Consider the following 21,908-nt stretch of genomic DNA (forward strand, 5'->3'; position numbering starts at 1 on the left):
AATACCTCCCAAGTGTCGCATTAAATTCGGAAATCTCCTAATCCGGGCCGCCCGGCGGGGATATGCGGCGGGCCGCGCCGCCGTTTCCGGGCGCGGGCGGGAACGCCAAAGGGGGCGGTGCCGCTTTCTTGCACCCCCTTCCGCCCGGCCGGAAGACCGCTCCGCCGGGGGCGGAACACCGGCTCCTGCGGACAGGCGCATCATTTCCCTGACTTGCCCCCGCCCTTTTCCGCCTTATCCCCGCCTTGCCCACAGGGGAATCGCCCGCGCCCCTTGCATGCCCCAGCGGCTTCGGGGAAGACTGGCGCCAAGTTCCGGAACCAATGGACCAAGAACGGGCGCACGAGAGCATGGCATTACCGGCAAAACAGCAGCTGAAATACTGGGGCATTGCCGCCATTGTCTTTGCCGTGGTGATGTGGGCGCTGGGGAATGTGCTGATGCCCTTCATCCTCGGCGCCGCCATTGCCTACATGATCGATCCCATCGCCGACCGGCTGGAGGCCTGGGGCATGAGCCGCACCGGCGCCACCGCCGCAATTACCGTCGGCACGCTGCTGATCTTTCTCCTGCTGCTGGTTGTCGTGGTGCCGACGCTGGTTGCGCAGATGATCGACCTGGCCCAGGTGCTGCCTCAGCTGGTGCGCGACGCCCGCGCCTTTGCTTCTGAGCATTTCCCCTCGGTCTTCGAGGAGAACAGCCGCATTCACCAGGCGGTGACCTCCTTTGCGCAGACGCTGCAGTCGCGCGCGGTGGAGGTGCTGCAATCGGTGCTGGGCGGCGCAGCCTCCTTCCTCAACATCGTGATCCTGCTGGTGATCGTGCCGGTGGTGGCGGTCTATCTGCTGCTGGACTGGGACCGCATGGTCGCCCGCATTGACGAGCTGCTGCCGCGCGACCACCAGCCGGTGATCCGCCGCATCGCCAGCGAGATCGACGCGGTGCTGGCCTCCTTCATCCGCGGCATGGGCACCGTCTGCCTGATCCTTGGCACCTATTACGCGGTGGCGCTGATGCTGGTGGGTCTGAACTTCGGCCTGGCGGTGGGCTTCATCGCCGGGCTTGTCACCTTCATCCCCTACCTCGGCGCCCTGATCGGCGGCGCCCTGGCCATCGGCCTGGCGCTGTTCCAGTTCTGGGGCGACTGGGTGTCGATCGGGCTGGTCGCCATCATCTTTGCCATCGGCCAGGTGGCAGAGGGCAATTTCCTGACCCCCAAGCTGGTGGGCAGCTCCGTCGGCCTGCACCCGGTGTGGCTCTTGCTGGCGCTGTCGGTGTTCGGCGCCTTGTTCGGATTTGTCGGCATGCTGGTGGCGGTGCCGGTCGCGGCGGCGCTTGGCGTGATCGCACGGTTCCTGACCGAGCAGTACCTGGACAGCCGCCTCTATCAGGGCCAGAGCCACCGGGACGCGGGGGCGGAGTAAACCCATGGCGCAGCAGCTGAGCTTTGATCTCCCGGCGAAACCGGCGCTGGGGCGGGAGGATTTCTTTGTCGCGCCGTCCAATGCGATGGCGGTGGCGCTGCTGGACCCGCAGTTCGCCTGGCCCAGCGGCAAGCTGGTGCTGACCGGCCCCAAGGGCGCCGGAAAGACCCATCTGGCCCACGTCTGGGCCAGCCAGACAGGCGCCCGGATCATCCGCGCGGACAGGCTGACAGAGCATACCGTGCCGGAGCTGGCGCAGGGCCCGGTGGCGGTCGAGGATGTTCCCCAGATCGGCGGGCACTGCGGGCGGCAGAACGCCCTGTTCCACCTGCACAATCTGGTGCTGGCCAACGGCCATTCGCTGGTGATGACCGGCCAGGGCGCACCCAACCTCTGGGGGCTGAGCCTGCCCGATCTGCAAAGCCGGGTGCAGGCCGCCACCCATGCGGAGCTGCAGCCGCCGGACGACCAGCTGCTGGCGGTGGTGCTGGCCAAGCTGTTCAACGACCGCCAGATCACCCCGAAACCCGACGTGATTCCCTATCTGGTGGCGCATATGGACCGTTCCTTTGCCGCGGCGGCGCGGATCGTGCGGCGGCTGGACCAGCTGTCCCTGGCGGAAAAACGCAGCCTGACCCGGCCGCTGGCGGTGCGGGTGCTGTCGGAAGCGCGCGAAGAGGCCACGGAAAATGCCGCATCCGCAAGCGGTTGACCCCTGCCCTCCCATACCCCATCCTGACCCCGGATTGCCAGACGGAGCCCTCATGAACGTCACCCAGGACCCCGCCGCCGCCGCCACCGATTGGGGCCCCTTCGGGCGTCCGATCTTTGACGACCCCAAAGCCCGGGCGCTGTCGCGGGTGGGGGTGGTCGATGTCGGCTCCAACTCGGTCCGGCTGGTGGTGTTCGACGGCGCCGCCCGCAGCCCGGCCTATTTCTACAATGAAAAGATCATGTGCGCGCTGGGGGCCGGCCTGTCCGACAGCGGCCGCCTGAACCCCGAGGGCCGCGCCCGCGCGCTGTCGGCGCTGCGCCGGTTCCAGCATCTGGCCAGGGGCATGGGGCTGCCGCCCTTGTCCGCGGTGGCCACCGCCGCGGTGCGCGATGCCGAGGACGGGCCGGATTTCTGCGCCGAGGTGCTGCGCGAAACCGGGCTGAAGATCCACGTCATTGACGGCCGCGAAGAGGCCCGGCTGTCGGCGCAGGGGGTGCTCTTGGGCTGGCCCGGCGCCTATGGGCTGGTCTGTGATATCGGCGGCTCCTCGATGGAACTGGCGGAGATCCACGAAAACACCGTCGGGCGCCGGGTGACCTCGCCGTTGGGGCCGCTGAAGCTGCGCGACATCAAGGGCGGCCGCAAGGGCCGCAGGGACTACATCCGCGAGGTGATGGAGCAGCTGAAATCCGAAATGGGCACGCAGCGCGACCGCCTGTTCCTGGTCGGCGGCAGCTGGCGCGCCATTGCCCGCATCGACATGCACCGGCGCGGCTACCGGCTGAAGGTGCTGCATGAATACCGGATGTCGGCCAAGGACGTGCGCGAAACCGCGAAGTACATCGAGAAACGGGATATGGACAAGCTGCGCAGCGACTGCGGCATCTCCTCCACCCGGATGGCGCTGGTGCCCTATGCGATCGACGTGCTGACCCGGCTGATCCACACCTTCAAGCCCAAGGATATCGCGGTCTCCAGCTACGGCATCCGCGAGGGGCTGCTGTATGAGCAGATGCCGCAGCGGCTGCGCGCCCGCGACCCGCTGATCGAAGCGTCGCGCTTTGCCGAAATGAAGGACGCGCGGGTGCCGGGGTTCGGCAAGACGCTCTATGATTTCGTCAGCCCGCTGTTCAGCGGCGCCCGGCACAGCAAGCGGCGGCTGGTCAAGGCCGCCTGCCTGCTGCACGACGTCAGCTGGCGGGCGCATCCCGACTACCGCGCCGAGGTCTGTTTCGACAATGCCACCCGCGCCAACCTGGGCGGGCTCAAGCATTCCGAACGGGTGTTCCTGGGCCTGGCGCTGCTGCACCGCTACAGCAACAAGCGGCACGGCAGCTCCTTCGAATATCTCTATGATCTGCTGGACGAAAAGGGCCAGCACGAGGCCGAGGTGCTGGGCAAGGCGATGCGCTTCGGCGCGATGCTGATGGTGACCAGCAACGGCGAGATCGGCGATCTGCAGTGGCAGCCGCGCAAACGGGTGCTGCACGTGACGCTGCCCGATTCCGCGCGGCCGCTTTACGGCGAAGTGGCGGAATCGCGGCTGAAATCGCTGGCCAAGGCGCTGGATGCGTCGGTCGATCTGAAATTCAGCAAACCCGCGCCGGAGCCGGAACCGGAGCCCGAACAGGCGCCGGAGTGACGGCCGCGGGGCACGGGCAGACCCGTCAGGGCATCAGATTTCGGTGACGCCTTCCTCGCTGTCCTTGTCTTCCTTGGCAGGCGCGTTGTCCTTGGGCTTCTTGCGGATGATGATGTCGCCGTTGGGCAGGATTTCCGGCAGCTCATAGGCGCTCCAGTCCTCCACCTCCTTGGCGATATCCGCCAGGGCCGGCCCCATCTCGGCCAGGAAGGCGCCCATTGAGGGGCCGATCTCCTCCATCATGCCCTGCAGGTCTTCGAGCGCCGGCGCCATCTCCTGGCGCAGGCCTTCCCAGAACAGCTCCGCCCCGCGCTCCATCAGCGAGGGGCCGCTGCCCTCCTCTTCCGCTTCCTGGGCAGAAAGCGGCGCGGACATCAGGGCAATCAGGGCGGCAGGCAGGATGAGGTGTTTCATGACGGATAATATAGGGAGGACGGATGCGCGGGAACAGGGGGAACCACAGAGGCAAGCGCGGCGGGAAGTGTACCGGGGCGAAAGCTTGGCGGGTTCCCGGAATTTTCCGGCAATCACTCTTCAGGTTGAGGGCGGTCCTGGCGAGCAAAAAAGGCCGGCGCGCATATTGCACCGGCCTTCCTTGCCAAAGCAGTAGAGGCAACCTTTCTGAGTTCAGGCAGATGATGAAGCCCCGTTGCGTTCAGATGCAGGGGACCGGCTCCTAGCCGTGCGCCGATGTGTCCCACATTGCCGGCTGCATGAACTGAGGGACTGCCTTCGTCCTGCCGCTCAGTTTCCCGGCCGTTCCGGCTGTCAGCTCAAGCGCCATCCATGCCTCCGGCACCGTCAGCAGATCCGGGTAGGGCGTCTGCTTGCCGGTCGGGACAAAACCGTACCGGGGATAGAAGGCCGGGACGCCCAGCACGAAAACCGCGTCCATGCCAATGGACGTGAGGTGTTCGATGCTGGTTTCCATCAGTTCCTTGCCGACCCCATGGCCTTGATGCCCCGGCAACACGCCGCAGGGCGCGAGCAGGCAGCATTTTGCGTCCGGGTGGTCAAGGAAGACAAACGGTGTGAACAGCACGTTGCCGGCGATTTTGCCGTCCCGGCTGACACTGATCGAGATCGTGTCCGGGCGGCCAAGGAGGCTTTCCGCAAGTTGTGCGACTTCCGGTCCTTCCTCCGGGCCGAATGCCAGCCGGTGAACGTCTATGATGGTTTCTTTTTCAATGTGGTTCATTTCTGGTTTCCTTGTGATGAATTGCCGCGCCGGGCAAGAGCGTTGCATCCGGTGCGCGCCAGCCAGCTGCCCCCCCGCAAGGGACAGCCTGTTGAAAAAAGGTCAGGCACCGGGCATCGCCATTTTCCAGCTCACCTGCCCGGACGGTTCGTGAACCTCGTCCCCGGCAAACTCGAAGCCGCAGCGTTCATAGAACCGGCGCCCGATGGCGTTGTCGCGAAAGACCTCGACCTTCAACGGTCCCTTCAGGGCAACGGCATGATCAACGAGCGCCTTGCCGTATCCCCTGCCGTGCCTGGACGGATCCAGGAACAGGCCGCCGATTTCATTGCCGAGCAGGGCAATGAAACCGGTGACCGCGCTCGCTTCCTCCAGCACCCAGGTTTCCGCATTGGGCAGATAGATGCCGCGCAAGTCCTGCCGCACCTTTTCCACGAATGCCTGGGAGAGGAACGGATGAGCGAGCGCGTTGGCCTTTTGCCAGGCTGCTATCACCGCATCCGTGTCACCGGCCTGATAGGGGCGGATCAAAAATGCTTTGTCTGTCACTTCTTCTCTCCTATCGCTGGTTCATTTGCGCGCGCACGGATTGGTTCCCTAAATGCGTGATGCGATAGGGGCGGCCGTTCGTCGACTTGATGAAGCGCTTGTCCTTGAGGCGCTTGAACACGTCCATTGTGCAGGCTGAGAGGACAAAGCCGTCGCGTGTATAACACTGAACGGATCGTACTTTGCCGTTGCCGCCGCGCGCGTATTTAATCTCGCCGCCCAGGGCGAGTTCATGCAAAACACGTTGCTCGTGCTTTGAGATATTCATTGGGATGTCTCGTTTTATGAAAGCACAGAAAAAGGATCACTCAGCGTCGCGCGTGAGTGTGCCTATCTTTTCCGGTGTTCCTGAGAGTTTCGCCAGGAACGGGCGTTAGGCCCGGGGCTCTTTCATAAAATCTCCATTGCAAGAGGCATCACGCCCCTCGTGCGCCGGTCCTCTAATCTGCGAACCGGGACCTGTCAAGCCCGGCGGGGCCTGCAACTACCCTGACACGGCAGGAGGGCTTGGGAGTGCTGCAATTGAACGAGCCGGCCGAGGCCCTCACGCCAGCTCGAGATCCAGCGTGACCGGAAAATGGTCCGACGCATCCAGCAGCGCCTGGCGCATCTCCGCATCGGCGTAGCACTCGCCGTCCTCGAAAGGGTGCCAGATCCGCCACTCCGGGCGCAGCGCCATCAGGCTTTGCGAGATCATCACGTAGTCCAGCAGCGCCCGGGTGAAGCGCTTGCGTTCGGCGTTGTAGAAGCGCGAGGTGCTGGGCGGAATGTCCGGGCGGGACTGCAGCAGGCATTCCGCGTGCGGGTCGTGCAGCAGATCGCCCATCACGATCTCCACCGAGGACTTGCCGAACAGCCGTTCGTACTGGTCGAGGCCGGGTCCGTCGTTCATGTCGCCGAGCACGATCACATGATCGCCCGCCGCCGCGTGCTCCGCCACCCGGCGGTGCAGCCAGATCGCCTGCGCCAGCTGTTTGCGGCGGTTGGCGATCGCCAAGGCGGTGACCGCTTCCGGCGTTCTGGCCCCGTGCGGCGCCTTGGATTTCAGATGCGCCCCGATCATCCGCACGGAGGTGCCGCCCCTGGTTGTCACCGCCAGCTCCAGCGGCGGTTTGGAGAAGGCCACCTGGTCCAGCCGCTCATCCACGTCGAGGTCGATCTCGAACACCCCGTCAAAGCGCGGCGCGGAGGGGCTGGAGCGGGCATCATGCACCGCATCCAGCGCATCCGGGTCATAGAGCAGCGCAATTTCCTGGTGGGTGTCGTTCGGAAAGCCGCTGACCGCCTCGCGCGCCCGCAGCCCGGCCTCGGCGGCGAAGTTCTCCAAAGCGCGGGTGGTGCGCTGGCTGCGGCCGGTGTTGGGCGCCTCGATCACCATCACCGCATCGGCGTCGATGCGGCGCAGCACATGGGCGATGGCCCGCCCCTGGGTGTAGCGGTCAACACCGTGAACGCCGGACGGCTGGGCGTCCAGCATCAGCGTGTCGTCCTTGTCGAACAGATAGGCGAACCATTCGATGTTATAGGTTGCGATCCGCATGGGCACCGCATCCGCTGATTTCGTCCCAGGCGCGGTTGATGTCGATCATCCGCTTCTCCGCCAGGCGCACCGCCTCCTCCGGCACGCCGCGGGCGATCATCGCATCCGGGTGAGTGTCGCGGACCAGCTTGCGCCAGTGCTTGCGGATCTCTTCGCGGGTCATCTCCGGCGAGACGCCCAGCACCGTGTAGGGGTCCTTGGGCGCATCCGGCACAAAGCGCGCCCTGAGCGCCTGGAACTGCTGCGGGCTCTGGCCGAAAATGCGGCTCACCTCCTCCAGGAACTCGTTTTCGCCGGGATGGTAGAAGCCGTCGGCCATGGCGATGTGGAACAGCCCCTCCATCAGGTCGCACAGCGTGGTGGGATCGTTGGCGAACATGCTGTGGATGCGGCGGGCGTATTCCTGGTAGCCGGCCACATCGGTGCGCGCCATGTTGAAGACACGGGCGGCGCCGGCCTCGTCGTCCCGCGCGATCTGGAACACCTCGCGGAACGCGGTGACCTCGTCCCGCGTGACCTGGCCGTCGGCCTTGGCCATCTTGGCGCCAAGGGCAATGACGGCAATGGCGAAGGCCACGGTTTTCTCGGGCGGCGCGCGCAGTTTGTCGAACACTTCCGCCAGGCTTTCGCCTGCGGCAAGCGCCGACAGCGCGTCGGATATGCGGGTCCAGAGTGACATGGGCTCAGCCTATCCGGGTTCAGCGGCGCTGTCAGGGGCGGGAATACCCGGCGTCAGGATTTTCTGCATCAGAACAAGGTCCAGCCAGCGCCCCCATTTGCAGCCGACCTGCGGCAGGCGGCCGGTCTCGGCGTAGCCGCAGGCCCTGTGGAAATCCTGCGCCGCCTGGTTGGCGCTGCTGATGGCGGCCACAAGCACATGGATGCCCTGCTCCTGCGCCTGCTTTTCCAGCGCCGCCAGCAGCCGGCGCCCCAGCCCGCACCCGGCCGCAGCCTCGGTCAGGTAGATCGAATGTTCGGCGGTGCGGGCATAGCCGGGGCCGCCGCGGAAGCTGGTGAAATAGGCAAAGCCGAGGAAGCCGCCGCCCTCCTCCTCCGCCACCAGCAGCGGCGGGCTGAAGAGGATGTCGTCCTGCCAGTCGCCGAGGCTGCGCCGCTCGGTGGTGAAGGTGACCAGCGTGTGATCGACGAAATAATCGTGCAGCGCGGCCACGGCCTCGGTGTCGGCATCGCGGGCGGGGCGGATGATGACGCTCATCGCAGCACCCTCGCCCCGTGCGGGGTTGCAAACTCGGCCATCATCGCGGGCGCCCCCTGCTCCACCTTGATGCGGGGATCATCGAGGATGCGGTCCAGCGCTGCCTGCAGCGCGGCGGCCTGCGGGTGGGCAAGGACCAGGCGGCTGAGGCGGCACCCCGACTGCGGCAGTCTGGCCGCGGGCGGCTCCGCCTGCCACTGCAGGACCGCGGGAAACAGGTTGTCAAACGGCAGCAGCCCGTCCGCGGGAACCGTCATCAGCCAGCTGAGATCGCCGCGCTGCATCTGCACGTGCCGCTGCGCATGGGGCGGCAGCAGCGGTTTTTCCGCGTTCAGGTCTTCGCTGCGCAGGATCCAGTTGCTGAGCCGCGCGGGGCCTTGGAACCGGTCGAGATTGAACCAGCGCGGCTGCTCCTGCGGCTGGGCGTCCGGGTCAATGGCGATGGCCTCCAGGTAGAGGCCGTCCTCCAGCCCGGTCAGCCGGTTATGGGTGCCGTAGCGGGCATGGCAGCCGCCGCGGCCGAGAGGAATGCCGAGCGATTGCTCCGCATGCGCGACAGCGTCTTCAAGTGTTTCACCAGCCACCGCCAGGTGATCCAGTATCATGGCGCCCTCCCCTTTTGCGCGTGAGACTAGCGGGGCTGCGGCTGGGCGCAAGACGGGAATTTCAGGTGGGCAGGCAGACGCTTCAAAGCCAGAGCGCTGCCGCCCAGATACCGGCAATCACCGTCGGGTAGAACGTCCCGGCAAACCCCAGCGCCCGCAGCGGCAGCGACAGGTGGCAGCCTGCCCAGAACACAATCCGCATGCACGCGAAGGAAAGTCCGAGCGCGATCGCCACGGCGCCGCCCAGGGTGACGGCGGCAAACGGCCAGACGGCCAGCGCCAGCACCAGCTGCTCGACAGTGTTGGCCAGCACCCGCTGATCAGTGTCAGCTGCGGAGCCGGGGGCAAAGGGCTGCCCGCCGATGAGGGCATCATCAAAGAACCGCCTCTGCGCCAGCCGTCCGATCATCAGCGCCAGAACCAGCCCCGGAGCAAGGAAGGCGCCGGGCAAGGCGATGGGGGCCGGGATGTAGGGCAGGCCCAGCCATTGCGGCAGGCCGGTGACCAGCACGCCCCAGAGGGCGCCGAGGGCCATGCCGGCGAGGATTTGAGGGCGTTTGAAGCGCTGCATGGCGCCACTCAATCACCGCGCTGCCGGTTTGCCAAGCCGTAGCGCATCGGCTCCGGCGGAAAGCTGCGGCTGCCGGTGTCAGGGTCTGGAAAAACAAGCACTCCCGCCCGCTGCCGGCGGTGCCGGAGGCACATCCGCACCGGTTGGGCATGGCATCGCGCATCCGCGCGATGCAGGCAGCCCGCCCCATCGGGGCGGGCTGCCGGACCCAAAGCCGCCAAGGGGGCGGCCCGAAGGGCAGGCACCTGCGGGTGCGGGAGGGCCTCCCCTGCCCCGCAGGCGCCGTGTCCGCGTCAGGCGCGCGCTTCGCGGATCAGGCGCAGGATGTCCTGGGCCGCTTCCGGGATGTTGGTGCCCGGGCCGAAGATCGCCTTGACGCCTTTGCTGTACAGGAACTCGTAATCCTGCTGCGGGATCACGCCGCCGCAGATCACGATGATGTCGCCGGCGCCTTTCGCCTTCAGCGCCTCGACCAGCTGCGGCGCGAGGGTCTTGTGGCCAGCCGCCTGGGAGGAGATGCCGATCACGTGGACGTCGTTGTCGATGGCGTCCTGGGCGGCCTCTTCCGGGGTCTGGAACAGCGGGCCGACGTCGACGTCAAAACCGATGTCGGCAAAGGCGGTTGCGATCACCTTGGCGCCGCGGTCGTGACCGTCCTGGCCCATCTTCACCACCAGGAGGCGCGGGCGGCGGCCTTCTTCCTCGGCGAACTCCTCGATCGATTTCTGGATCGCGGCAAAGCCCTCGTCGCCCTCATACGCCGCGCCGTAGACGCCGGCCAGGGTTTTCACCTCGGCGCGGTGGCGGCCGAATTCCTTCTCCATCGCCATGCTGATCTCTCCAACTGAAGCACGGGCACGGGCCGCCTCAATTGCGGCCTCCAGCAGGTTGCCGCCTTCCTTGGCGCGGCGGGTGAGTTCATCGAGCGCGGCGGTGCAGGCCGCCTCGTCTCGGGTCTCGCGCATCTTCTGCAGACGGGCGATCTGGGCGTCGCGCACCGCGTGGTTGTCGACATCCAGGATGTCGATCGGGTCTTCCTTGTCCTTGCGGTACTTGTTGACGCCGACCACCACCTCGTCGCCGCGGTCGATCATCGCCTGGCGGCGGGCGGCCGATTCCTCGATGCGCAGCTTGGGCATGCCGCTTTCGACGGCCTTGGTCATGCCGCCCATTTCCTCGACCTCTTCCATCAGCGCCCAGGCTTTCTCGATCAGGTCGTTGGTCAGGCTTTCGACGTAGTAGGAGCCGGCCAGCGGGTCGACCACATTGGTCACGCCGGTTTCCTCCTGCAGCACCAGCTGGGTGTTGCGGGCGATGCGGGCGGAGAAATCGGTGGGCAGCGCGATGGCCTCATCCAGAGCGTTGGTGTGCAAGCTTTGGGTGCCTCCCAGAACCGCGCTCATCGCCTCATAGGCGGTGCGGATCACGTTGTTGTAGGGGTCCTGTTCCTGCAAGGAGACACCCGAGGTCTGGCAGTGGGTGCGCAGCATTTTTGAACGTTCGGATTTGGCGCCGAATTCGGTCATCACCCGGTGCCACAGGGTGCGGGCGGCGCGCAGCTTGGCGATTTCCATGAAGAAATTCATGCCGATCGCAAAGAAGAACGACAGACGGCCTGCGAATTTGTCCACGTCCATGCCGGCATCCAGCGCCGCACGCACATATTCGCGCCCGTCAGCGATGGTATAGGCCAGCTCCTGCACCAGGTTCGCGCCGGCCTCCTGCATGTGGTAGCCCGAGATCGAGATCGAGTTGAACTTGGGCATCTCGTTCGAGGTGTATTCGATGATGTCCGAGATGATCCGCATCGAGGGTTTCGGCGGATAAATATAGGTGTTGCGGACCATGAACTCCTTCAGGATGTCGTTCTGGATGGTGCCCGCCAGCAGCGACTTGTCGTGGCCCTGCTCCTCGCCTGCGACGATGAAGGACGCCAGCACCGGGATCACCGCACCGTTCATGGTCATCGAGACGGAGACCTTGTCGAGCGGGATGCCGTCGAACAGGATCTTCATGTCCTCGACAGAGTCGATGGCGACGCCGGCCTTGCCGACATCGCCGACCACGCGCGGGTGATCGCTGTCATAGCCGCGGTGGGTGGCGAGGTCGAAGGCGACCGAGACGCCCTGCTGGCCGGCGGCCAGGTTGCGGCGGTAGAAGGCGTTGGATTCCTCGGCCGTGGAGAAGCCCGCGTACTGGCGGATGGTCCAGGGGCGGCCCGCGTACATGGTGGCCTTCACCCCGCGGGTGAAGGGACCGAAACCGGGGAGCGTGCCCATGTGGGGCAGCTCTTTGGTGTCTTCTTCGGTATAGAGCGGCTTGACCTCGATGCCTTCCAGCGTCTGCCAATTGAGGTCGTCAACCGCCCGTCCGCGCAGCTCTTTCTCAGCCAGAGCCCGCCATTCGTCTTTGTTTGTCATCAGGTCTTCCTCTTGTCAGTCGGGTATGGGGCGGGTTCTGGCCCGCCGCCGGTTTGTCGGGATCATGCGCCAGCGCCGCGAGGCCGTCCGCCCCGGCTGCCAGCCACATCATGTCGTCGGCATAAGCTTCGCGCAGGGATGCGGCCTGCGCGTCGTTGAAGGGGCGCCAGCGGCCCGCCCCCTCCGGCAGTTCCGCGGCCGCGGAGGACGGCAGTCCGGCGCGCAGGTCCTGAAGGCAGAGCGAGGCATTGAGGCGCACCCGCGCGTGGGCACGCGGCGCCTCGGCGCCTGTGAGGGCGGCCAGCGCCGCCTCCGGCCTTGACCCGAAGGTTTCAAACGGCAGCACGTGCAGGCGCGCGTCCGGCATCGCCGCAGCGATGTCGGTGATCACGTCGCGCCAGCTGCGCGGCGACTGCGCCAGCCTGTCGAGGCTGGTTTCCGAAGGCAGCTTGTGGCCGCGCGCCACCGCGTAAGCCAGCGCCGAGGTCCAGTAGCTGTCGAGGCTGCGGATGCTGAGTGCAACATCCGTGACCGCACCGCCGAAGGCCTGGTAAAAGCGGGCCATCCGCTCCCCCACGCCGCCGTAGAGATCGCCGAGCCGCAGATTCTGCCGCACCGAGCCGATCATGTTCTCCTCGCTCACCAGCAGCTTATGCGTGCCGTTTTCGCGGCTGGCGGCCATCTGGATCTGCAAGCGGCCCCGGGCGCGCTGCACCAGATCGCGGCCGGACACCGGCGCAGGCCCCGGCTGGATGCCGTGGAACAGCCCGTTGCGGGTGCGGTACGGCCCCCAGAAGCCGATGCCCTGTTTTTCCAGGGCTTGCGCATTGTGGCGCATGTATTCCTGGAACGAGGTGGTCGCGCAGCGGTGCGCGCCGGTATGCAGGATGACTTTCATAGCGTTACGGGACCTCTGATGGAGGGCCGCAGGCCGCAGCCCGGTCAAGGGGAATGGCACGATCATGGCCGGTAACCCCTCATTATCCCGTTAACGTTTATGTTTTTTCGCCAAGTGGCGGTTTTCACAGTCGCATTTGCCGCCGGCGCGCATATATTCAACACAACAGGAGAGATCATGAGAGCAATCCTTAGCGTTGTTTTGGCAGGGTTCCTGCCGCTGGCGGCCGCCGCGGCGGATGGCAGTGCGCCGGAGCTGATCCAGCCCGGATATGATGGCGAGCTGGCGGAGTTCCAGTGGACGCACCGCCCGGTGGTGGTGTTTGCCGACAGTCCCGAGGACCCGCGGTTCCATGAGCAGATGGAGCGGCTGATGGACGGACTGGAGGCGCTGAAGACGCGTGATGTGGTGGTGCTGACCGATACCGATCCGGCAGCCAAGTCCGCGCTGCGCAAGAAGCTGCGGCCCCGCGGCTTCATGCTGGTGCTGGTGGGCAAGGACGGCGGCGTCAAGCTGAGGAAGCCGCATCCCTGGACGGTGCGGGAGCTGACCCGGACCATCGACAAATTCCCCGAGCGGCTGCGCGAAGTGGAAGAGCGGCGCGGCGGGTGAGCAGCCCGCCCAGCAGAGCCGGTCAGCCGTTGCCGCGGACGTAGATCAGCGCCATTGCCTGCTTGTCCAGCACCACCATGGCGCCGCTGTCCGGCACGAAGACCAGGCTGGACGCCGGGTTGCGGATCGCCTGATAATAAACGGATTTGACCAGATCGGTCATGCAGCTGACACCAGCCAGCCCGGAGTTCAGCACCCCCAGCCCCTGCGGCAGATCGCGGGACATGATGTCCTCCGTCACCGCGTTGGGGGATTTGCCGGAAACCGCAAACATCACCGGCTTGCCGGCCTCGAGCATTTTCATGCCGGTGTTGAGCGAGCGCGCGCGGTCCACCAGCGAGGTGATGCGCGGGTTTTCCCCCGTGTGGAACACCGCTGCAGTGCAGCTCATCGAGCTTTCGAAGAAGAACGTCTCCCCCAGCTCGACCCAGGCCGAAAGCTGGGCGCGCAGCGCCTCCTCCTTGTCGAGCGCGCAGCCGGACAGAAGCGCCAGGGCGGTCAGCAGGCAGGTAAGAAGACGGGTCATGCGGCACCTTGGGGTCGTCAAACCGCGTCAGTGTCGCCGGAATTCCTGAAGATTCGGTGCACGGCACCCTGAGCCGCGGGGCAGGCACGGCGCCGGGGGCGGGTGAACCCGCCTGCCCGGCCGCGTATGCGCCTGCCCCCAAGCGCATTACTCGAATTCCATGATCACATCGTCGACCGCCAGGCTGTCGCCCGCGCTCGCGTTGATCTTGGACACCACGCCCTTCTTCTCGGCGCGCAGGATGTTTTCCATCTTCATCGCCTCGACGGTGCAGAGCGCCTGCCCCTCCTGGACCTCCTGACCCACTTCGACATCCACCTTCACGATCAGGCCGGGCATCGGGCACAGCAGCATCTTGGAGGTGTCGGGCGGCAGCTTCTCGGGCATCAGCCGGGCCAGTTCAGCCTGGCGCGGGGTGCGCACCTTGACGGCCAGGTCGGCACCGCGGGAGCGGACGCGGAAGCCCTGGGTCACCTTGCCCACCTTCAGCACCAGGATTTCGCCGTTCACCTGCAGGGTGGCCAGCTGATCACCCGGGGTCCAGTCCGAGGTGACCCGGTAGCTGCCGCCGCCCTCGAAGTTGACGGTGGCGCCCTCGCGGTCGGCGTCGATCACCACGCTGAACGACTGGCCCTGCAGCGCAACGACCCACTCGGTGCCGACCTTGCGCTCGTGGTTGTCCATCCGGCCCGACACGCGGGTGCGGCGGATTTCGGCAACCCGGTGCATCGCGGCGCAGGCGGCGGCGATCTTGCGCAGGTCGTCGCTGTGCAGTTCGACGCCGTCGAAGCCGTCCGGGTATTCCTCGGCGATGAAGGCGGTGGTCATGTCGCCGGAGATGAATTTCGGGTGGTCCATTACCGCCGACAGGAACGGCAGGTTGTGGCCGATGCCCTCCACCTCGAAGCTGTCGAGCGCGGTGCGCATGGCGCCGATCGCCTCCTCGCGGGTCGGCGCCCAGGTGCAGAGCTTGGCGATCATCGGGTCGTAGTACATCGAGATCTCGCCGCCCTCGTAGACGCCGGTGTCGTTGCGCACGGCGGTTTCGCCTGCGGGCGCATCGCCCTGCCATTTGCCGTTGACCAGCATCGGGCCAGCCGCGGTTTCCGCTGGCGGGCGGTAGCGGGTCAGGCGGCCGATGGAGGGCAGGAAGCCGCGGTAGGGATCCTCGGCATAAAGCCGGTTTTCAATCGCCCAGCCGGTGAGTGTCACGTCCTCCTGGCGCATCGGCAGCTCGGCCCCGTCGGCGACGCGGATCATCTGCTCCACCAGGTCGACGCCGGTGATCAGCTCGGTGACCGGGTGCTCCACCTGCAGGCGGGTGTTCATTTCCAGGAAGTAGAAGTTCTTGTCGCCGTCGACGATGAATTCCACGGTTCCGGCAGAGGAGTAACCAACGGCCTTGGCCAGTGCCACGGCCTGCTCGCCCATCGCCTTGCGGGTTTCCTCATCAAGGAAGGGCGACGGCGCCTCTTCAACAACTTTCTGGTTGCGGCGCTGGATCGAGCATTCGCGCTCACCCAGGTAGATGCCGTTGCCGTGCTTGTCGCACAGGACCTGGATTTCGATGTGGCGCGGCTGGGTGACGAATTTCTCGATGAAGATCCGGTCGTCGCCGAAGGAGTTCGCGGCCTCGTTCTTGGAGGACTGGAAGCCTTCGCGGGCCTCCTCGTCGTTCCAGGCGATGCGCATGCCCTTGCCGCCGCCGCCGGCGGAGGCCTTGATCATCACCGGGTAGCCGATCTGGTTGGAGATCTTCACCGCCTCGTCAGCATCGGCAATCAGGCCCATGTAGCCGGGTACGGTGGACACACCAGCCTCCTGGGCGATCTTCTTGGAGGTGATCTTGTCGCCCATCGCCTCGATCGCGCCTTTCGGCGGACCGACGAAGGCAACGCCTTCGGCCTCGAGCGCCTCGGCGAACTTGGAGTTCTCGGAGAGGAAGCCGTAGCCCGGGTGCACCGCCTGGGCGCCGGTCTGACGGATCGCCTCCATCACCTTGTCAATGACGATATAGGACTGGTTGGCGGGCGGCGGGCCGATGTGGACTGCTTCGTCGGCCATCTGCACATGCAGGGCCTGCTTGTCGGCGTCGGAGTAGATGGCAACGGTCTTGATTCCCATCTTCCGCGCCGTCTTGATGACGCGGCAGGCGATCTCTCCCCGGTTGGCGATCAGGATCTTATCAAACATAGGCAGTCCCTTGTTCCTTGGTATTCCGGAATGCAAAACGCCGCGCCTGGGGCGAGCCCAGGCACGGCGTATGCGCGATGTCACCAGCGGCCCCTGCGGGCCGGCTGTTCAGAAAATGAGCGGCAGGCGACTCAGCACCGGCGCGGGTTTTCCTGGCAATAGACGAGGTTGGCCGCAGCGCCGATTGCAGCACCGGTGACCAGGTTGCCATTGAGCAGCGCCGAACCGGCGGCACCGGCGCCTGCGCCGTAGATGAGCCGCTCGCCGGTGGTGTCGCCGCAGGCGGCAACCAGGCCGCAGAGCGAGAGCGCCGCGATGAGAGATTTTGCCCGCATGTCCATGTTCCTTCTTCCGGGGACGTGAGTGTCCCTGCGGAATTTGCAGGCCGGCAAGCCCGGCGCAACGCTGCACGGAGACCGGGCTTCAGTTGAGCGGAGGCTTGCCGCACCCGGGGGGAGATGCGGCAAGCTTCCGCCAATGCCTGAAGGGGATAAAAGACGGGCAGGCCGCGGATGGGGTCGCGTACCTGCCCGTTCAGGCGAAGGGGCCGGAACAGATGCTCGGCACAGCAGCGTGGCTGCGCTGCTTGGCCCACGATGCACGGGGCGGCGGCGGCTGTAAGCCCCTGAGATTCAAGGCCGCCCGTTTGGGCAAATTCCTGCTGAATCGCGCGCGGCCTGTGCAAGTTCACGCCGAAACCGCGGCTTTGCGGACGCGGAGCCGCGCCCTGGCGCGCCGGACGCAGGGCGGGGCTGCGCGGCGCAAAGCGCACCGCCCTGCCCGTGATATGCGTCCGGAGCCCCGGCATCAGTCGAACGCCTCCGGGAAGGACGCGCGGGCGGCCGCCTCGTCGATGACCAGCAGCGCCTCATAGCTTTCGGGATCAAAGGGATCTTCGGCCGGCACCACTTCGCGGCCGAACAGCCAGCTGAGCCGGCCTGCGTCGAGATTGCCGCGCTCGAACGGCTGATCGCCGAAATGCTCCCACAGCGCCTGCATGAAGGTCAGGTCGACGCGCTTGTCGACGTTCTTGCGGTCGCGGAAGCGCTCGCGCCGGATCAGCGGTGTCACCCCCTTCGGGTTGGGGCGGCGGATGGTGAATTGGAAATCGGTGCCGGGCATGCGGCCCGGGAACCCGCGGTGTTTCAGCATTTGGGTGCCTCCGGTCCGGCACCCCACGGGGCGGCGGGGGCCGGCCGCAGGGCCGGACCCCTGGTGTGTTTAGTTGTACTTGCCGGTGAAGACGGGCTCTTCGGAGACCGGCTGCGGTTCGACAACGACAAATTCCTCTTCCTGCTGGGCGCAGGCGGTGACGGCGGCCAGCAGGCCGGCCAGGGCGATAAGCTTGATGCTCTTGGACATTTCTGTCTCCTGATAAAAATAGTGAAACCTGCGGCGGCTGCACCGTCCGCACGCCTCAACCTCAATGCGAAGGCAGCCTGATGGCTGCCCGCGCCGAGGATAGCCGGGTTTGCCGCCGAGTCACATGCAAATCGCGGCAACCGGCTGTTCTGTGGCTGCAATGCCGCAAGAATCCGCCGGTCCGCCCCCTGGTCCGCAAGATATTGTGGAAGCATCAGAAAGCCTCCCACGTGCAGGCCGCGCCCTCGGGGCGGTAGGCTTCGAAGAACTGGGTCGCCTCCGGGTCCTGGGCGCCGAAGGGCACCGCCCGGTCGGACAGCGAGATCACCACCCGCGCGGCCTCCAGCCCGTGTTCGGCCAGATAGGGCAGCGCCAGGGTGTCGCAGAGATGATCCATGTCGGGCGCCGCGGCCTCATACGTGACGCTGCCGGTGCCGCGGGCGATCTGCGGCGCCAGGAAGCGGAACCGCGCCCAGGTCTTGCCGGGCTGGCCAGGGGCATCGTCCAGCAGAACCTCGGCCAGGGTGACGGCCTGGCCCGAGGGCACGGAAATCGCATCCGCCGCAGTGGCGGAGAGGGCGAACAGGGCAATGGGAACCGCTGCCAGATATCCGCAGCCCCGGCCCCTGGCGGACCAGGCTCCTCCGGCCGGAGCTGCAGGCGCTGCGCAAGTGGCGCGCGCTGTCTGATATCGGCTGGCGCAGATCATGACGCTGATTCGGCCTCCATGTCAATTTTTGCCGCGAATCTGTGCGAATCCTTCGCATCTGCCCGGGAATCGGGCTGAGCAGCGCGCCGGCTGGCGTGGCGGATCCAGCGGGCGCGGCGGGCGGGATCTTCCAGCACATCCGCGATCAGCCCGGCGGCATTGGCGGGCAGCCGGCCCATCACCTGGCCGCCGGCACGCACCCGCAGCCCCTGCCCCGCTGCGGTGATTTCCACCACCGGGGCGAAGCCGCGCAAGCGCTGCAGCTTGCGCCACATGTCCTGACGGATCTGATGCGCCAGACGCAGGGGATCAGCGGCGGGCAGCACCGTTTCCGCCGCCACGTCGAAACGCGCAGGCAGGCGGCGCGACAGCGTTAGGACGCTGTCTGTGCGGGTGATATGCCAGGAGGTGCGGGTCATTCAGACACTTCAATCCGGTTCAGATCGGCGGTTTGCCAGCTTTCGTTATCGAGGCCAAAGACCACCCGCCGCGTTGGCGGAATGGTCCGGTAGTCTGCCTCAGGTCCGTCTGCCAGCTCCACGAAGTAGTCGTCAGGAAGGCCAGCGTCGGTCGTAGCGGCAAGCTGCACCATGAGAGAGACGGTTTGGCGTATCGACGCCGCTTCCTGCGGAGATGGCTCACGGGCATTCAGTTTGCTGCCGAGATCAGAGCGGAACACGGCAAGCATAGCTTCGCGTGCATCGGACCCGTTGGAAATCTCAAAGAAATCAAGATACTCCAGCGGCGCACGATCTGCACCGAAAGCCACAGACTCGATTTCGCTCTGATCCGTCATTTACCCACTCACAGCGGAATGTTGTCGTGCTTTTTCCACGGGTTCTTCAGCTGCTTGCCCCGCAGCGAGGCAAAGGCGCGGCTGACCCGTTTGCGGGTGGACTGGGGCATAATCACCTCGTCGATGAACCCGCGTTCGGCCGCCACGAAGGGGTTGGCAAAACGGTCTTCATAGTCCGCCGTGTGGGCCGCGATCTTGTCCGCATCGCCAAGGTCGGCGCGGTGGATGATCTCGGTGGCACCCTTGGCACCCATCACCGCGATTTCGGCGGTCGGCCAGGCATAGTTGAAGTCGCCCCGCAGGTGCTTGGAGGCCATAACGTCATAAGCGCCGCCGTAGGCCTTGCGGGTGATCACGGTGACCTTCGGCACGGTGGCCTCGCCGTAGGCGAACAGCAGCTTGGCGCCGTGCTTGATGACGCCGCCATATTCCTGGGAGGTGCCCGGCAGGAAGCCCGGCACGTCGACGAAGGTCAGGATCGGAATCTCGAAACAGTCGCAGAAGCGCACAAAGCGGGCGGCCTTGCGGCTGGAATCGATGTCGAGGCAGCCCGCCAGCACCATCGGCTGGTTGGCGACGACGCCGACGGTCTGGCCCTCAAGCCGGATGAATCCGGTGATGATGTTCTTGGCGAAATCCTCCTGGATCTCGTAGAAGTCGCCCTCATCCGCAACCTTGGTGATCAGCTCCTTCATGTCGTAAGGCGTGTTCGGGTTTTCCGGGATCAGGGTGTCCAGGCTTTCCTCGATCCGGCCGGGCTGGTCGAAGAACGGGCGCACCGGGGGCTTTTCGCGGTTGTTCAGCGGCAGGAAATCGACCAGGCGGCGGACCTCGGCCAGCGCCTCGACATCGTTTTCAAAGGCGCCGTCGGCGACCGAGGATTTGCGGGTGTGGGTGGAGGCGCCGCCCAGCTCCTCGGCGGTGACCACCTCGTTGGTCACGGTTTTCACCACATCCGGGCCGGTCACGAACATGTAGGAGGTGTCCTTGACCATGAAGATGAAGTCGGTCATCGCCGGTGAATAGACCGCGCCGCCCGCGCAGGGGCCCATGATGACCGAGATCTGCGGGATGACGCCGGAGGCCATGATGTTGCGCTGGAAGATCTCGGCGTAGCCGGCCAGCGCGTCGACGCCTTCCTGGATGCGGGCGCCGCCGGAATCGTTGATGCCGATCACCGGTGCGCCGTTCTGCACCGCCATATCCATGATCTTGCAGATTTTCTGGGCATGGGTGGCGGAGACCGAGCCGCCCAGCACGGTGAAGTCCTGGCTGAAGACATAGACCTGGCGGCCGTTGATGGTGCCCCAGCCGGTGACCACGCCGTCGCCGGCCGGCTTGTTGTTTTCCATGCCAAAGTCGGTGCAGCGGTGGGCGATGAACATGTCGAATTCTTCGAAACTGCCCTCGTCCAGCAGCAGTTCGATCCGTTCGCGGGCTGTCAGCTTGCCGCGCTCGTGCTGTGCGTCGATGCGGCGCTGGCCGCCGCCCAGCCGCGCGTCCTGGCGGCGGTCTTCCAGCTCGGAAAGGATGTCTTTCATGGCTCATGTCCCCTGTCAATTTCACCGCGACCATATATTGCGCTGCGGCGAAGCCAAAGGACATTATCGCAAATTTGCAAACCGTTTGCATACGAGGTTGGCAAAGTTGAAAATCAGCAAAGCCAGGGCGCGGATCCGGGCCTTGCTGCGGAGCCGGGACGGCAGGATCAGGCCGCTTTGGCGATTTCCGCGATCTGCCGCAGCGCGGTGCCCAGCGGCAGCTTCACCGGCGCGGAGATGCCGAAGGGGTTGTCCTCGACCAGGGCAATCACCGGATCGCTCTTGAGAAACTTGCCATAGGCGGCGACCTGCGCCAGCAGCGCCTGCGCCGCTTTCTTGCGGGCATCGCCGGTAGCCGATCTCATCTCGAACAGCGCCTTCATCAGGGCGGTCTGATTGCCGTCGGCGGCACCGGCCAGCCCGGCATCGGCGATCTGCGCCAGCACAGGGTGATTCTGCGAGCGCAGCGCCGCCTGCAATTCGGAGATGCCGCGGTCGACGTCCTCCTTGGCGGCCTGCCAGATCTCCATCACGTCCGGCAGCGGCGCCTCCGCCTCTGCCTCCGCCGGGGCATCCAAGGCCTTCATCAGCGCCTTGAGGCCCTCTGCGGCCTGCGGCAGCGCACCGGATTTGAGGCTGGCGGCAACGGCGCGGGCCTGCTCGGCCAGCGGCGCGGCCTGCTGCGGCGGCAGAACCTTGATCCTTGCCGCCTGAGCGGCCAGCAGCTTGGAGAGCTTCGCGGCCTGCTCCGGGTCGGCCGGGGCCGCTTCCGGCCGGCTTTGCAATTTGGCCAGCGCCGCCTCCAGCCGGTCGAGCCGGGCAGCGCAGCCGTCGAGGCCGCCTTGCCCGAGCAGCTTGGCGGCGGCCTTCACTTCCACCGCCAGCTTGCCTGCAAGCTCAGTGCTGCCCAGCGCCCTCACCGCCTCCGCGGCGGCGGCAATGCGCTGTTTCAAGTCATCCGCGGCACCGTCATCCGCCTGCGCGGGGGCAGCGGTTTCGAGGTCTTCCGCGTCATCATCCGGCAGGCTGTCCTCGTCGATGATGCTGCCGTCGGGGCCGACCAGCACCGGCTTGAACTTGACCATGCCCTCCGCCTTGAACTTCTTTTTCAGCTGCTTGACGATGCCCTTCAGCGGCTTCTCGGGCTGCAGGAAAACCTCGTTCTCCTCCACCCGCAGCGTGCCGAAACAGGTTTTCCTGATTCCCGGCATCTTTTTCAGCTCGCCGCGCAGCACCTTGCCGGGCTTGCGCAGATCGATCATCAGGCCGCAGTTTTCCGGTTTGGCCGCAAGGCCGAAGGCAAAGGGCAACTCGTTGCCGGACGCCTTGGATTTTTTGATGAGCTTCAGGACGGCATCAGCATCAAAAGCCTGGTCGGACATGGCATTTCC

25 protein-coding genes are annotated in these 21,908 nt (G+C 65.9%); 4 read left to right on the forward strand and 21 right to left on the reverse strand.

The window, feature by feature from the left end:
• Positions 1-350: 350 nt before the first annotated feature.
• The 3 genes from KUV26_RS05215 to KUV26_RS05225 are packed head-to-tail and all read left to right on the forward strand — an operon-like array spanning position 351 to position 3,781.
• Complete coding sequence (locus KUV26_RS05215) at positions 351-1,424, forward strand: AI-2E family transporter (protein ID WP_222502820.1); 1,074 nt, start codon at positions 351-353, stop codon at positions 1,422-1,424.
• 4 nt (positions 1,425-1,428) lie between these two features.
• Positions 1,429-2,136, forward strand: coding sequence for an HdaA/DnaA family protein (locus KUV26_RS05220; RefSeq protein ID WP_222507592.1), 708 nt, complete (start codon positions 1,429-1,431; stop codon positions 2,134-2,136).
• 52 nt (positions 2,137-2,188) lie between these two features.
• The gene (locus tag KUV26_RS05225; RefSeq protein ID WP_222507593.1) at positions 2,189-3,781 is read left to right on the forward strand and encodes a Ppx/GppA family phosphatase; all 1,593 of its coding nucleotides are present in this window, start codon (positions 2,189-2,191) and stop codon (positions 3,779-3,781) included.
• A 33-nt stretch (positions 3,782-3,814) separates the two neighbouring features.
• Here the strand turns inward: KUV26_RS05225 and KUV26_RS05230 are convergent, their stop codons facing one another.
• From KUV26_RS05230 to KUV26_RS05280, 11 genes are all read right to left on the reverse strand, one after another.
• The gene (locus KUV26_RS05230) at positions 3,815-4,195 is read right to left on the reverse strand and encodes a hypothetical protein (RefSeq protein ID WP_222502817.1); all 381 of its coding nucleotides are present in this window, start codon (positions 4,193-4,195) and stop codon (positions 3,815-3,817) included.
• Between the two features lie 262 nt (positions 4,196-4,457).
• Positions 4,458-4,979 carry a GNAT family N-acetyltransferase gene (locus KUV26_RS05235; RefSeq protein WP_222507594.1) on the reverse strand — a complete coding sequence of 174 codons (522 nt, stop codon included), beginning with the start codon at positions 4,977-4,979 and terminating at the stop codon, positions 4,458-4,460.
• A 102-nt stretch (positions 4,980-5,081) separates the two neighbouring features.
• Entirely contained in the window at positions 5,082-5,528 is a 447-nt protein-coding gene (locus KUV26_RS05240; protein WP_222502815.1) for a GNAT family N-acetyltransferase, read from the reverse strand.
• 10 nt (positions 5,529-5,538) lie between these two features.
• A complete protein-coding gene (locus tag KUV26_RS05245) occupies positions 5,539-5,796 on the reverse strand; it encodes a YjhX family toxin (protein WP_222502814.1) in 258 nt (85 codons plus the stop codon).
• 276 nt (positions 5,797-6,072) lie between these two features.
• Positions 6,073-7,068 carry an endonuclease/exonuclease/phosphatase family protein gene (locus KUV26_RS05250; protein WP_222507595.1) on the reverse strand — a complete coding sequence of 332 codons (996 nt, stop codon included), beginning with the start codon at positions 7,066-7,068 and terminating at the stop codon, positions 6,073-6,075.
• The gene (locus KUV26_RS05255) at positions 7,049-7,747 is read right to left on the reverse strand and encodes a molecular chaperone DjiA (RefSeq protein ID WP_222502812.1); all 699 of its coding nucleotides are present in this window, start codon (positions 7,745-7,747) and stop codon (positions 7,049-7,051) included. The genes KUV26_RS05250 and KUV26_RS05255 overlap by 20 nt, the downstream gene beginning before the upstream one ends.
• Positions 7,748-7,756: 9 nt before the next feature.
• On the reverse strand, positions 7,757-8,284 hold the full coding sequence (locus KUV26_RS05260; protein ID WP_222507596.1) for a GNAT family N-acetyltransferase: 528 nt from the start codon (positions 8,282-8,284) through the stop codon (positions 7,757-7,759).
• Positions 8,281-8,889, reverse strand: coding sequence for a VOC family protein (locus KUV26_RS05265; protein ID WP_222507597.1), 609 nt, complete (start codon positions 8,887-8,889; stop codon positions 8,281-8,283). The genes KUV26_RS05260 and KUV26_RS05265 overlap by 4 nt, the downstream gene beginning before the upstream one ends.
• Before the next feature lie 82 nt (positions 8,890-8,971).
• Positions 8,972-9,460 (reverse strand): MAPEG family protein, encoded by a 489-nt coding sequence (locus tag KUV26_RS05270; RefSeq protein ID WP_222507598.1) that lies wholly within the window; start codon positions 9,458-9,460, stop codon positions 8,972-8,974.
• Positions 9,461-9,753: 293 nt separating this feature from the next.
• Positions 9,754-11,880: a methylmalonyl-CoA mutase gene (gene scpA, locus KUV26_RS05275; RefSeq protein WP_222507599.1), complete on the reverse strand. Its 2,127-nt coding sequence runs from the start codon at positions 11,878-11,880 to the stop codon at positions 9,754-9,756.
• Positions 11,846-12,778: a hypothetical protein gene (locus tag KUV26_RS05280; protein ID WP_222507600.1), complete on the reverse strand. Its 933-nt coding sequence runs from the start codon at positions 12,776-12,778 to the stop codon at positions 11,846-11,848. The genes scpA and KUV26_RS05280 overlap by 35 nt, the downstream gene beginning before the upstream one ends.
• Positions 12,779-12,955: 177 nt before the next feature.
• Between KUV26_RS05280 and KUV26_RS05285 the strand changes: the two genes are divergently transcribed.
• Complete coding sequence (locus KUV26_RS05285) at positions 12,956-13,390, forward strand: DUF4174 domain-containing protein (protein ID WP_222502806.1); 435 nt, start codon at positions 12,956-12,958, stop codon at positions 13,388-13,390.
• A 22-nt stretch (positions 13,391-13,412) separates the two neighbouring features.
• Here the strand turns inward: KUV26_RS05285 and KUV26_RS05290 are convergent, their stop codons facing one another.
• The 10 genes from KUV26_RS05290 to KUV26_RS05335 all read right to left on the reverse strand — a co-directional run bounded on the left by KUV26_RS05290 (position 13,413) and on the right by KUV26_RS05335 (position 21,899).
• Positions 13,413-13,916 carry a hypothetical protein gene (locus tag KUV26_RS05290; RefSeq protein WP_222507601.1) on the reverse strand — a complete coding sequence of 168 codons (504 nt, stop codon included), beginning with the start codon at positions 13,914-13,916 and terminating at the stop codon, positions 13,413-13,415.
• A 147-nt stretch (positions 13,917-14,063) separates the two neighbouring features.
• Positions 14,064-16,109 carry an acetyl/propionyl/methylcrotonyl-CoA carboxylase subunit alpha gene (locus KUV26_RS05295; RefSeq protein WP_222507602.1) on the reverse strand — a complete coding sequence of 682 codons (2,046 nt, stop codon included), beginning with the start codon at positions 16,107-16,109 and terminating at the stop codon, positions 14,064-14,066.
• A gap of 131 nt (positions 16,110-16,240) precedes the next feature.
• A complete protein-coding gene (locus KUV26_RS05300; protein ID WP_222502803.1) occupies positions 16,241-16,444 on the reverse strand; it encodes a hypothetical protein in 204 nt (67 codons plus the stop codon).
• Positions 16,445-16,916: 472 nt separating this feature from the next.
• Positions 16,917-17,261, reverse strand: a complete 345-nt coding sequence (locus tag KUV26_RS05305; protein ID WP_222502802.1) for a hypothetical protein — start codon at positions 17,259-17,261, stop codon at positions 16,917-16,919.
• A gap of 69 nt (positions 17,262-17,330) precedes the next feature.
• Positions 17,331-17,471: a hypothetical protein gene (locus tag KUV26_RS05310; protein ID WP_222502801.1), complete on the reverse strand. Its 141-nt coding sequence runs from the start codon at positions 17,469-17,471 to the stop codon at positions 17,331-17,333.
• A gap of 214 nt (positions 17,472-17,685) precedes the next feature.
• Positions 17,686-18,180 (reverse strand): DUF6497 family protein, encoded by a 495-nt coding sequence (locus KUV26_RS05315; RefSeq protein ID WP_222507603.1) that lies wholly within the window; start codon positions 18,178-18,180, stop codon positions 17,686-17,688.
• A complete protein-coding gene (locus KUV26_RS05320; RefSeq protein WP_222507604.1) occupies positions 18,177-18,599 on the reverse strand; it encodes a hypothetical protein in 423 nt (140 codons plus the stop codon). Before KUV26_RS05320 ends, KUV26_RS05315 begins: the two co-directional genes overlap by 4 nt.
• Positions 18,596-18,976 carry a hypothetical protein gene (locus tag KUV26_RS05325; RefSeq protein WP_222507605.1) on the reverse strand — a complete coding sequence of 127 codons (381 nt, stop codon included), beginning with the start codon at positions 18,974-18,976 and terminating at the stop codon, positions 18,596-18,598. Before KUV26_RS05325 ends, KUV26_RS05320 begins: the two co-directional genes overlap by 4 nt.
• A gap of 8 nt (positions 18,977-18,984) precedes the next feature.
• Positions 18,985-20,517 (reverse strand): acyl-CoA carboxylase subunit beta, encoded by a 1,533-nt coding sequence (locus tag KUV26_RS05330; protein WP_222502797.1) that lies wholly within the window; start codon positions 20,515-20,517, stop codon positions 18,985-18,987.
• Positions 20,518-20,684: 167 nt separating this feature from the next.
• Positions 20,685-21,899, reverse strand: a complete 1,215-nt coding sequence (locus KUV26_RS05335; protein WP_222507606.1) for a hypothetical protein — start codon at positions 21,897-21,899, stop codon at positions 20,685-20,687.
• Positions 21,900-21,908 lie beyond the last annotated feature (9 nt).

This window comes from Leisingera daeponensis (genome assembly GCF_019801465.1).
Lineage (GTDB): Bacteria > Pseudomonadota > Alphaproteobacteria > Rhodobacterales > Rhodobacteraceae > Leisingera > Leisingera daeponensis_A.